This window comes from Marinobacter sp. UBA5687, from assembly GCF_002420325.1.
GTDB lineage: Bacteria > Pseudomonadota > Gammaproteobacteria > Pseudomonadales > Oleiphilaceae > Marinobacter > Marinobacter nauticus.
On record NZ_DIHV01000133.1, the window covers coordinates 1 to 11,783 of the forward strand.

The 11,783-nt window shown below is 59.1% G+C and carries 12 protein-coding genes; 5 read left to right on the forward strand and 7 right to left on the reverse strand.

The window, feature by feature from the left end; translation table 11 throughout:
- Positions 1-1,102: glutamate-1-semialdehyde 2,1-aminomutase (gene hemL, locus B3Y70_RS14750; protein ID WP_288590007.1), on the forward strand; the 1,102-nt coding region annotated here is incomplete at its 5' end.
- Positions 1,103-1,148: 46 nt separating this feature from the next.
- Here hemL and B3Y70_RS14755 read toward each other — a convergent pair.
- The 4 genes from B3Y70_RS14755 to B3Y70_RS14770 form a co-directional block, all read right to left on the reverse strand.
- Positions 1,149-2,420: a tetratricopeptide repeat protein gene (locus B3Y70_RS14755; RefSeq protein WP_288590010.1), complete on the reverse strand. Its 1,272-nt coding sequence runs from the start codon at positions 2,418-2,420 to the stop codon at positions 1,149-1,151.
- A gap of 114 nt (positions 2,421-2,534) precedes the next feature.
- Positions 2,535-2,930, reverse strand: coding sequence for a hypothetical protein (locus B3Y70_RS14760; RefSeq protein ID WP_014420462.1), 396 nt, complete (start codon positions 2,928-2,930; stop codon positions 2,535-2,537).
- Entirely contained in the window at positions 2,927-3,619 is a 693-nt protein-coding gene (locus tag B3Y70_RS14765; RefSeq protein ID WP_341456423.1) for a zf-HC2 domain-containing protein, read from the reverse strand. The genes B3Y70_RS14760 and B3Y70_RS14765 overlap by 4 nt, the downstream gene beginning before the upstream one ends.
- A gap of 4 nt (positions 3,620-3,623) precedes the next feature.
- Positions 3,624-4,211 (reverse strand): RNA polymerase sigma factor, encoded by a 588-nt coding sequence (locus B3Y70_RS14770; RefSeq protein ID WP_273030087.1) that lies wholly within the window; start codon positions 4,209-4,211, stop codon positions 3,624-3,626.
- Between the two features lie 196 nt (positions 4,212-4,407).
- On the opposite strand from B3Y70_RS14770, the gene B3Y70_RS14775 reads away from it, so the two are divergent.
- On the forward strand, positions 4,408-5,322 hold the full coding sequence (locus B3Y70_RS14775) for a DUF4382 domain-containing protein (protein WP_273030085.1): 915 nt from the start codon (positions 4,408-4,410) through the stop codon (positions 5,320-5,322).
- A gap of 51 nt (positions 5,323-5,373) precedes the next feature.
- Here the strand turns inward: B3Y70_RS14775 and B3Y70_RS14780 are convergent, their stop codons facing one another.
- Together B3Y70_RS14780 and mrcB are read right to left on the reverse strand one after the other, a co-directional pair.
- Positions 5,374-5,955, reverse strand: a complete 582-nt coding sequence (locus B3Y70_RS14780) for a tetratricopeptide repeat protein (RefSeq protein ID WP_273030083.1) — start codon at positions 5,953-5,955, stop codon at positions 5,374-5,376.
- The gene (mrcB, locus tag B3Y70_RS14785; protein WP_273030082.1) at positions 5,952-8,270 is read right to left on the reverse strand and encodes a penicillin-binding protein 1B; all 2,319 of its coding nucleotides are present in this window, start codon (positions 8,268-8,270) and stop codon (positions 5,952-5,954) included. The genes B3Y70_RS14780 and mrcB overlap by 4 nt, the downstream gene beginning before the upstream one ends.
- 130 nt (positions 8,271-8,400) lie before the next feature.
- On the opposite strand from mrcB, the gene B3Y70_RS14790 reads away from it, so the two are divergent.
- From B3Y70_RS14790 to B3Y70_RS14800, 3 genes are all read left to right on the forward strand, one after another.
- Positions 8,401-9,981: an AAA family ATPase gene (locus B3Y70_RS14790; protein WP_273030080.1), complete on the forward strand. Its 1,581-nt coding sequence runs from the start codon at positions 8,401-8,403 to the stop codon at positions 9,979-9,981.
- A gap of 79 nt (positions 9,982-10,060) precedes the next feature.
- The gene (locus B3Y70_RS14795; protein WP_011784207.1) at positions 10,061-10,429 is read left to right on the forward strand and encodes a pentapeptide repeat-containing protein; all 369 of its coding nucleotides are present in this window, start codon (positions 10,061-10,063) and stop codon (positions 10,427-10,429) included.
- Positions 10,426-10,797: a Rieske (2Fe-2S) protein gene (locus tag B3Y70_RS14800; protein ID WP_286894457.1), complete on the forward strand. Its 372-nt coding sequence runs from the start codon at positions 10,426-10,428 to the stop codon at positions 10,795-10,797. Before B3Y70_RS14795 ends, B3Y70_RS14800 begins: the two co-directional genes overlap by 4 nt.
- Here B3Y70_RS14800 and sfsA read toward each other — a convergent pair.
- Positions 10,781-11,512 (reverse strand): DNA/RNA nuclease SfsA, encoded by a 732-nt coding sequence (gene sfsA, locus B3Y70_RS14805; RefSeq protein WP_288590011.1) that lies wholly within the window; start codon positions 11,510-11,512, stop codon positions 10,781-10,783. The genes B3Y70_RS14800 and sfsA overlap by 17 nt on opposite strands.
- Between the last annotated feature and the right edge of the window lie 271 nt (positions 11,513-11,783).

Consider the following 11,783-nt stretch of genomic DNA (forward strand, 5'->3'; position numbering starts at 1 on the left):
CCCGATGATCCTGGGCCATTCCGACCCCCGCATCAAAGCGGCGCTGCACGCTCAGGTGGATCTGGGCGTGGGGTACGGCGCGCCCACCGCCATTGAAACGGAGATGGCGAAAAAGGTGTGTGAGCTGGTGCCGTCCATCGAACTGGTGCGCATGGTCAACTCCGGCACCGAGGCCACCATGAGTGCCATCCGCCTAGCCCGCGGCTATACCGGCCGCGACAAGATCGTGAAATTCGAAGGTTGCTACCACGGCCACGTGGACTCCCTGCTGGTCAAAGCCGGTTCTGGCGCCCTGACCCTGGGTGTACCGAACTCACCGGGAATTCCGGCTAGCCTGGCGGAGCATACCCTGACCCTGACCTACAACGATATTGACGAGGTTCGTAATACCTTCCGCCAGATGGGCGACCAGATCGCGGCCATTATCGTTGAGCCCGTAGCCGGCAATATGAACTGCATCCCGCCCGTGCCCGGCTTCCTGGAAGCGCTGCGGGAAGTGTGTGATGAGCACGGCACCGTGCTGATCTTCGATGAGGTGATGACCGGTTTCCGGGTATCGCTCGGCGGCGCCCAGGCATTCTACGGGGTGAAACCGGACCTGACGGCTCTGGGCAAGGTGATTGGCGGCGGACTGCCCGTCGGTGCATTCGGCGGCAAACGCGAAATCATGGAGCATATCTCGCCGCTGGGCCCGGTTTATCAGGCCGGCACCCTGAGCGGTAACCCGCTGGCAATGACCGCCGGGCTGACCACTCTGAATGCCATTTCCGAGCCCGGGTTCCACGATCGGCTGACGGAAAAAACCAATCGGGTGAAGGATGGCTTCAAGGCGGCAGCGGATGAAGCAGGCATTCCACTGGCGGTTCAGTCCGCGGGTGCCATGTTCGGTTTCTTCTTTACTACCGAACCATCCATCACGCGCTTTGACCAGGTGATGGCCTGTGACGTGGAACGTTTCAAAGCGTTCTTCCAGGGCATGCTGAAGGAAGGCGTTTACCTTGCGCCCTCAGCATTCGAGGCAGGCTTTACCACCGCAGCGTTGTCCGATGAGGATATTGAATTCACGCTTGCGGCTGCGCGCAAGGTCATGAAAACGTTGTGAGGCACCATTGCCCCCGGCATCAATCCGGGGGCAAACCTCCGCAGAGCTAGAATACGCCCTCAAGGGAGAGCAACAGCGTATGCTGGCGATAATCGTATTCGTTGAGCTCACTCTGCTGATGACGGAAAAACCATTGTGGCCTTAATAACCAGCGCGCAGTGAGATCATACTCAGCCATCAGCCTTACTCCGGTCAGGACGTCTTCCCGCCGGCGCTCCACCAATATCCCCGACTCAACCCAGCGATGCGGCTTGCCATAGCGGCTATGGCGAACCGACAGTTCACCGGCCAGCGCCAACCCCGGCGACAGCTGATAATTCGCTTCCAGAATAAGCTCGTGCCTTGTGGGCGATACGCTGACAAACCGTTCGGGCACGTCCAGATCTTGCCGGTTGTTCAGTTCCAGGCGGTACTCGCCTGCCAGGTCCAGATCACCAAACGGATAACCCAGCCCTGCCTTCAGCTGGTACCACTGGCCATCGTAGGCCTGGTAGCCGTCACCACCATCCACCTGCTCCACGGCAAACGTCACGTCACACCTCAGATCTTCGGCAGGTGAACACTCGGCAGACCGGGCCAGAAACTCAGCACCCCAGCGGGTTTCCAGACTATCTCCGTCAAGCCACGAACGCGACACCACGGGCCGGATACCAACCGCCCAAAGCCCCCAGGCACGCATGACTCCGAAGCGCGCCTGTAACAACTGCTGATCGTAATCGCCGTCCTCGGCATAGTGTCGGGCAAACGCGATCAGATCCAGCGAGAGCCAACGGTGGGCATGCAATGCATAGTCAACCGAACCGGCGGCTATCACTTCGCCAAGCGCACTTCCCCGATTACTGGCGGAGTCTTCGGGAGTTGCCGAGAGATTGCTGTCGTAACCTGCGCCGAGGGACAAATAGCCGTAGGCATCCACTCGGCGCTCGCCCTGAAGAAGTGCCAGGCCGTCGAGTTTTGCCAACTGCTGCTCGGCAAGACGCTGGACAGATTCCGGTGGTGATGCCGCAAGGCTTTCCTCAAACCATTTACGGGCTTCCCCTGGCCGATCATCAGCAAGGGCGACCAGGCCCAGGTTGTACGTGGCCAAGGCGCGATCGTCACCGTCCAGTAAACGGGAAAACCACTGCCGGGCCGCCGGATAATCCTCCAGCCGATAACAGACCACGCCCAGATTATAATGCAGTGAGGGAGACTGAACGCCCAGCTCTGCAGCCAACTGGAAACTTTCCCGGGCCTGACCAAGGTTGCCTTGCTGAAACTGGACCACGCCTTGGGCCAGAGCTTCGCTTGCCCCATCAGAGAAAGCGGATTGGGCCAACAGGGGCTGACCGAGAAGAAACAAAAAGATGAAGAGGAGACGCAAGAACAACCCCGGGTTCAGTCAATAAATAGAAAACCGTTGACGGAAACCGAGGTTACCACAAGCTTTGAGTTACGGCTTCGAGGATTGAGGCGGGAGTTCCGGCTTTTTGCCAGGATCAATATCGGGGCGCTTGTCGGAACCAGGCCGCTCCGGCCGATTTTCACGAACGTCGCGGGCACGCTCTGACATGGACTGACCAAAATCCCGCCCTTTTTCACGGGCCTGCTCGCGAATTTGCTGGCCCGGCGGCTCACCATCGCCACGTCCAAGCCCGGAGGAACGACGCTCCAGTGCCGGTAGCTCCGGCAACCGAATTTCACGGGCAACCGATTCCGTTACGTCCTCATTCTCACCAACCAGCCGCATGGTGACGTCAAGATCGTCCCGGCCAAACGCCGGCGCGGACATCAGGGCAAGTATAAGGCCAGCGGTTGCGAAGCCAAGGGATCCGTTATAACCACTCATGTTGCAGGCTCCTTAACATCCACAGGGGCATGCCGGCTCGCCCCCGGGTAATCGGGTATGGTGGCCCGAAAAACTTTCTGCCGGCCTTCAGCATCCAGCTCGGCAACAAGCTCGCCGTCCCCGGGGAACATAATCCGCAGGGGTAATGCCAGCACATTGTCACCCTGTTCCAGGCTCACCTGCCAGCGCACCTGATGCTGCCCGGGCAAGCCTGCGATTTCCACATGAGGCGGCAGATTCAAGGTAAGGGTAACGTCATCCAGGGGCTCTCCCGACGTGAATGCAAGGCGTACGGTTCTCTCCAACGGCGCGACAACGGGGGTGTCCACCACCTCCGCCACAGCGACAGCCTCATGACCAGCCTCATCAGGCTGCCACAATCCGAACTGCCCGATGAACAACCCCAATGCCAGTGCTACCGCCACCGCACCACCCCACGCCATGTGTACACGCCGGCCCGAACCGGAAGACAACTCCCCAAACACCCGCGATTCAAAATCCGGGGCCGGCGGAGGCACATCAAACTGCGCCGCCATCCGGGACATCAACACTTCTTCCCTATCACAACGACGCCGGCACCGCGGGCAACGTTGCAAATGCTCACGCACCACTCCTGCCTCATTCTCGGGGAGTGTCGCCCTGACATAATCAGGTAATTGTGATCGAATGCTTGGACAGGACATGGTCATCACCTCACTCCTCAACACGCCGGTTGTCGCTTTCCGGTTCCAAACGCTGTTGCAGGTGTTTTCTCAACGTGGCGCGGCTGCGATGTAATCGCGACTTCACGGTACCAACCGCAACACCCAGTACCTCGGCCACATCCTCCTGTCGCCAGCCGTCAACATCATGCAGAAGCAGCAAGGTTCTCTGATCTGGCGAAAGCCGGTCCATAGCCTCGTCCAGCATGAAGCCGAGGCGCGACTGATCGAAGACAAGTTCTGGCGTGGCATCATCAGATTCCAGCGCATCGAACCAATCCGCCTGGTGGTCCGCCTCCATGAGTTCACTGGCTGCCCGGTCGGCACGGCGCCCCCTGCGGCGAATCGAATCCACAAACTGACGATAAAGCACACGGTTCAGCCAGGGTCGAAGCTGTTCCACCGTCTCCAGTTCGGATAATCGGGGATACAGTTTGACGACCACATCCTGCACCAGATCCTCAGCGTCCTGACGGGTTCCGGTCAAACGGTAGGCAAACGCATACATCCCCTCGAGGTGGGGCTGAACCAACCGATGGAAACGTTTCTGTGCGGACGGGCGGAAAGGGAAAATTGCCAAAGACCAACTGCCTGATCGAAATTCTGGAAGAGGGCAGTCTATCTTACGCCCGCCCTGTGTGCACTCCAGGCGATAATGACGGATTTATGGCCGAATGTTAATGCAACAACCGGAACCTTTTTCAAACCCTCTGCGTTGGGTTCTGACTGGCACCCAACGACCAGGCCAGAACTGGACCAAAAAACCGGAGGGTTTTATGAAGCAACTGAGCAGAGTATTTGTCGTTTCTGCGCTAACCAGCGCACTGGTAGCATGTGGTGGCAATGGCAGCAGCAGTGAAACCTCACCTGCAACTGGCACAGTCAGCGTCGGGCTTACCGATGCGCCTATCGACAACGCCGAGTCTGTGAACATTGAGGTAGAGGCCCTCGTTCTGCAATCCGCAGAAGGCGGCCGACTGAGGTATGATTTTGATTTTCCTACTCCCATCAATCTGCTTGATCTTCAGGGTGGAGTGGTCGAATCACTGATTCAGGACGAAGAAGTTCCGGCCGGCGATTACAATTGGATGAGGCTTGAAGTCGGGAACAACAATACGATTGTGATCGGGGGTAACGAATATCCCCTCACGACTCCGTCAGCGCGCGGCGTCCAAACCAGTGGGTTTGTGATTCCTGCCGGTGGCGCAGTTGCTCTGACCATCGACTTCGATGTCCGCAAATCCATTGTTAACCCGCAAAATAACAACACCTACAAACTGAAGCCTGTGGTGAGACTGGTTGATAACTCAACCGTCGGCACAATTGCAGGCACTGTAACCGCGGATCTCATCACCCAGGAATGCGAGGATACCGCTAACGTGGATGACACATCATTCCTCGGCAACATCTACGTGCATGAAGGGTACGATCAACAACCGGATGATATCGGCAGTGCCAATGAGCCGCTGATTGTGGTGCCGGTGAACTTCAGGGACGCAGGATACACCTACACCGCAGCCTTCATTCCGACCGGTGAATATACCGTCAGCTATAGCTGTGGCGATGACTTCGTCGAGACCGAAAACGGGGAACCCGCCGATGACGCACTCACGTTTGTTGGCCAGCAAAATGTGGAAGTCAGCGAGGGTGAGACCTCCACAGCAAACTTTGATATTCAGGTAACCCCGTAAGTCGTTTTATCAAAGCAACAAAAAGGCGCGGTTATCCGCGCCTTTTTGTTTTTACAACGCCGCAGCCCGGGCCTCGGCCTGATCGGCCCCCGCAACGTTACCGCGAGCCCGGCGGATATCCGCCAGCAGCAACCAGCCTGAACGCTGCATGCGTTCATCGTTGCCCGCCAACGAGAGTCCCTTCAGAGTAAACTGCTCCGCAGCCCCCAGATTGTCCCCGGCAACGTAAGCCTCGGCCAACTTGAAATAGACTTCGGAAGATCTTGGCGCAATGCGCTGGGCACGTTCCAGTCGGGCGATGGCGCCGGCGGAATCACCCTGCCGAAGGCGCTGATCGGCATCACGCACCAACGTAAGAGCGGCGGCCGGCAACTGGTCACCGGATTCGCTGTAGCTGGGCGCCCGGGTGCTCGGCGAGTCCGGCTCAGTGACCGTCGGTTGCTCACTCTTGCGCCATACCTGTTCATCCTGCTCTTCAGGAATACCGGTGCGTGGTGGTTCCGGCGCCGAACGGCGGTCATCGCCCCCCACGGGCACATAGATGGAGCCGCCACCCGGCCCGGTGGCGCAACCACCGGCCAGGCCGACAAACAGGGCCAGACAGGCTGACCGTATAATCACTTGTTTATTCATTGAAACAATCCTTCAAACCAACCTCGAATTTGCCGGCCAAGACTGCCGTTGCAGCCTGTGTGCTGTTCCGGCTCGCTGCCGGCGATAAACGGAATCAGCCGGGCATTGTCGCAGTTTTCTCCAGTCAGCGCCTGTTCGCCAGGGTTCACCCAGTGATACTGAACGCCATCGGGCATCACCGGTGAGAAACCGTGCTGGGGAATCTGCGCCATGGTGGCAGACCAGACCGGCAAGGCGCCGGAAGCCCCGGTCAACGCGGTCGGGCCGTTATCATCACGGCCGACCCAGGCGACCGCCAGCAGGTCGCCACTGAAACCGGCGAACCAGGAATCACGGCCATCGTCAGTAGTACCGGTCTTGCCTGCCAGTGTCAGGGAATCCGGTAACCGGTAGTAGGCTGACCGGCCCGTGCCTTCCTGCATGGTTTCCTGCATAACATACTGCACCAGATGCACCGCGGCAGGATCGGCCACCTGATCCACTTTCAGGCTATACCGGGACAAAGGCTCATTCGCGGCATCCGTGACTTCCCGAATGGTACGCAGGGGCGTATTGAAACCGGAGGTTGCCAGACCCTGATACAGCTGCGCGACATCCACCGGCGACAGGGAAATGGAACCCAGAAGCAGCGACGGATAATCCGAAATAGGCGTGGTCACCCCAAAGGCCCTCAGCGTCTCCTGCACCGCCGGTATGCCCACATCCAGCCCTACACGCACGGCCGGCAGGTTGTACGAGCGGGACAGAGCTTCATGCAAGGGCACCAGGCCACGCTCCTTGCCATCATAGTTCTGCGGCTGCCAGCGCCGACCATCGTCAAACTCGAGGGTGAAGGCCTTATCCTGAACCGGCGAAATCAAGGTGTAGCGCTCCGGCTGAGACAGCGCCGTCAGGTAGATAAACGGCTTCACCAGCGAACCGATAGGCCTCCGGGCGTCAACTGCCCGGTTAAAACCGGCAAAGCGGGGGTCTTTGCCCCCCACCAGCGCCAACACCTCGCCGGTATCCTTGGCGGTGACAACCACCGCCGCTTCCAGCGCCTTGGCCACCTCACCCGACGCCAGGCGAGGCAAGGTATCGGTTGCCGCCTTCTCAGCGGCCTGCTGAACTTCCGGATTCAGGGTGGTGAATATTCTCAGGCCCTCGCTCTGCAGGTCTTCCTCCCGGTAGTCCCGCGCCAGGTGTCGGCGCACCAGGTCGATATAGGCCGGGTAGCGATTATCGGTATAGGACGGTTTTGCGCTGAGGCCGAGAGGCCTTGCACTCGCCTCCCTGGCCTCTTGCCCGGAAATAACCCCGGCCTCAGCCATCTCGTCCAGCACCAGGTTACGCCGCGCCCTGGCCCGTTCCGGGTGCCGGCGCGGATTGTAATAACTGGGGCCTTTGACCATGCCAATCAGCAGGGCAATCTGGTGGACATCAATGTCCTTCAGCGACTCGCCGAAGAAAAACTGGCTGGCCAGGCCAACACCATGAATGCTGCGAGTGCCTGCCTGGCCCAGATAAACTTCATTCAGGTAGGTTTCGAGGATGTCGTCCTTGTCATAATGCAACTCCAGCAATACCGACATCAGGGCTTCGTTGCCCTTGCGCAGAAGGGTTTGCTCCCGGGTCAGGAAAAAGTTCTTCACCAGTTGCTGGGTCAGTGTACTGCCGCCCTGAACTATTCTACCGGCCTTGACGTTCGCCACCATCGCCCGCGCAATGGAGAGTGGCGCGATGCCGAAATGCTCGTAGAACTGCCGGTCCTCCACAGCCATCAGACCGGCAATCATGGCCTCGGGAACCTCATCCAGCTCCACCAGAATCCGATCCTCCCGATGGGAGGGGTATATTCCGCCAATCTGAGCCGGCTCCAGCCGAACAATCGGAGAGCTGTCACCCTCCATCACGGAGAACGAATCTACCCGATCGCCACGAACCGCCAGCGAAAGACGCCGTCTCGGCTCCTTGCCATCCGGGAAAGAAAAACCCCGGGTGCTGATGACAAAACGGTCGCCATTTCGCTGCCAGGTTCCGGGCCGACGACCGTCGCCCGAGCGATAGCCTGCCAGCTCCAGCTCACGGACCAGCGCGGCGGCGCTGATACCGGCACCGTCGTAGAGTTCCAGGGGCCGGGCGTACACCCGGGAGGGCACTTCAAAGCGACGTCCTTCGAAGCGAGAGGTCACTACGGCATCGAGATAGACCATCCATCCCGCCAGCAGCACAAGGCACAGGGCAGCTGCGCGAAACAGAAAGCGCCAGAGACCGGAGCGTTTGCGGCGAGGACTGGATTCGGTTTTTTTCTTGCGGGGAGGCGTTTTTTTACTCATGGCGGGATTATATCGAAGGGGGCACCGCTATCGGCAGGTCTGGTGTGTGTTATTTCTGTAATCTGCCCGTTATAGTGGAGCCCTCCAAAAAACGAAAAATCAACAACTTCAAGGATTCCAGGAGCACAACGTGAGCGCCAACGGCCCGGATACACTGATCAAGGCACTGCAGAACCCGGAACTCTACGATCATCCGGTCAAGGATTTCCGCGTGATTGAGACCCATATCTCACAGGTTCTGCTCACCGGTGACTTTGCCTACAAGATCAAGAAACCCATGGATTTCGGGTTCCTGGATTTCTCCACCCTGGAACGCCGCAAACGCTTCTGCGAGGAAGAGCTGCGCCTGAACAGCCGTCTGGCGGCCGAACTGTATCTGGAGGTGGTGCCTATTACCGGTACCCCGGAGCAACCTCGCCTGGGCGGTGACGGCACCCCTTTCGAGTACGCCATTCGCATGCGCCAGTTCGATCAGAGCCAGCTGTTTGATGTGCGCCAGGAACGCGACGACCTGCCTGCAGAACTGCTCACCAATCTTGCCCGCCAGGTTGCAGACTTTCACAAAAGCCTGCCACCGGTCGCCGATGAAAAGCCCCTGGGCACACCGGAGGCGGTGTATGCCGCCATGCAGGAAAACTTCGACCAGATCCGCCCTATGCTGGATGATGCCGGGTTACTGGCGCAGCTGGACAACCTGGAAGACTGGACCCGCACCACCTTCGAACGCTGCCGGGACTTAATCGCCCACAGACGGGAAAACGGGCTGGTGCGCGAATGTCATGGCGACCTGCACCTGGCCAACATTACCGTGTTCAATGATCAGGTGACGGTGTTTGACTGCATCGAGTTCAACGAGCCGTTCCGCTGGATCGACGTGATGAATGATCTGGCTTTCCTGCTTATGGACCTGGAATCCCGCCAGGAACCGGCGCTGGCGAACCGGGTGCTGAACACCTACCTGGAATACCGCGGTGATTTTGAAGGCCTGGCCTTGCTCCCCCTGTACAAGGCGTACCGCGCCATGGTGCGGGCCAAAATCGCCCTGTTCACCCTGGGCAACCCGAACCTGAGCGAGGCCGAGAAAACCGACCTGATGCAGCGTTACCGGAGCTACGCCCAACTGGCGGAGGATTACGGCGCCATACCGAATCATTACCTGCTGGCCACCACCGGCCTTTCCGCCAGCGGCAAGACCTGCGTGAGCGCCGCCATGGCGGAGGAACTCGGGCTGATTCGCCTGCGCTCTGACGTGGAACGCAAGCGCCTGCACGGTCTTGGGCCACTGGACGACAGCAAATCGGGCCTGGGTACCGATCTTTACAGCCCGGAAGCAACCGAAAAAACCTACGCACATCTGGCGGAGCTGGCCGGAGAGCTGCTGGCTTCAGGGTTGTCCGTCATTGTCGATGCGGCCTGCCTGAAAGAAAAGGAGCGGGCTCAGTTTGCCAGCGTGGCCGAAAATCAGGGGGTCCCCTTCGCTCTGCTGCATTGCGAGGCGCCGGAAGCTTTGCGCCGGGAGTGGGTGCGCAAACGCAAAGGCGATGCTTCGGAGGCAACGGAAGAGTTGCTGGATGCTCAGCAAAGCTGGTTTGAGCCGCTGACCACTGAGGAGAAAACCCACACGGTGCACCTGCACACCGAGGATGAGCACGTTGCCGAGGCGGTTGCTGATCGTATCCGCCAGCATTTGGGCATGACCGGGCCGGCCTGATCCGAGCCGCCCTGCCATTTTGGCAGGGCGCACTATACTGACACTAAAAACTAACCCTGCTGTCCGTGCGAGGTGCAAGATGGACGATATTCAGGAAAGCGATCTCCAGCATATAGACCACCCCCTGTATGACCTGCTCCGTAGCGAGGATATGGACGCCTTTAATGCCGAGAAAGCCAAACTGAGCGAGCTTCCGAGCTTCGCCCATGGCGATTTCCGCGGGCTGGACCTGCGCGGCATGGACGCAAAGGGCCTGGATTTCCGCCATGGCTACTTCCGCGGCGCCGATCTCCGCGGCATCGATTTCTCGAAATCGAGAATGGAAGGTGCCAGCATAGCCAGCGCCAAGATTTCCGGCTGCTATTTCCCGCACCGCCTGGAAGCCGATGAAATCGTGATGTCGCTCAACCACGGCACCCGCATGCGTTACGCCATCCTGCCAAAATGAGTGCTCACTCAGCCAACTGGCAAACCGTTGCGCCGGCGAGCGAGCTTATTCCCGGCCAGTTCCTGGAATTTCGCCTGAAAGAGAAAGCGAAAGAACCGGCCGGCATGCCACTCACCGGTTTCGCCTTTCTGGATGGCACCACTCCCCGGGCCTACCTTAACGTTTGCCCTCATCTGGGTATTGAACTGAACTGGATGCCGGGCCGATTCATGGACAGCGACAATCTGTTTATCCAGTGCTCCACCCACGGTGCCCTGTTCAAACCCGGTACCGGTGAGTGCATTGCGGGCCCTTGCCAGGGCGATGCGCTCTCCACCCTGGACATTCGCCTTGAAGATGGCGAGGTGCAGGTCAGGGTTCCAGACTGACCGGCACTTCCTCAACCAGCTCCAGGCGCCCCGAGGGGTTGCCATCTTCACCGGCCAGTGCGGCCCGATAGGCGATCACCTCCACCCCGACTTCGCAGGCTTCTCGAAGCAGCTGACCATAGCGGGCATCAATATGATCCGCAGGCCGGACCTGCTCGATTCCGGTGTGGTTCACCACAAAAAACAGCACTGCCCGGTCTCCGTTCTGAACCTGAGCCATTAGCTCCCTCAGATGTTTCTGGCCTCGCTCGGTGACGGCGTCCGGGAAATAACCTTCCCCGCCCTCGGCCAGGGTAACGTTTTTTACCTCCACCCAGGCATCGGGTTCGTGGCCATGGCCCGACAACAACAGATCGATCCGGCTTTTTTCCGAACCGTAACGCACCTCTGCCCGGCATTGGGAATAGCCGGCCAGGCTCTGCACCACCCCGGCTTCAATAGCGGCGCGGGCCTGGGCGTTGGGGCGGGCGGTATTTACGCAGGCAAGCACCCCCGGCGCAGTCTCCACCAGCTCCCAGGTGTACTGGAGCTTACGCTTGGGATTGTCACTCCGGCTCAACCACACCCGGGCATTTTCCGGCTGACACCCCAGCATGGAACCGGTGTTGGGGCAGTGGGCGGTTACCTCAGTGTCATCCGGCAATTGCACGTCCGCCAGGAAGCGTTTGTAGCGGCGAATCAGCCGCCCTTCTACCAAAGGTTCAGGAAACTTCATGTGCTCTCCGAAAAAAGTACGTGTCACAAGGCTGGCACCCCTGTGACTTATCTGCTATTTTCCGCAAATTCCCGTTTCAGGACGAATGCTATCCAGGGTAAAACCGCGCAGCCACACTGGCGCGGAGGGAAGCAAAGCGTTCTTGTGAAGTACAAACAAGAGGCCGGGTTCAATGGCAAACACTGCAGAACAACCACGCGAACGTTTTACCAACTTCACCCCTTATGAAATGAAGAAGGGTGAAGACTACATGAGTGCGGAAATGCTCCAG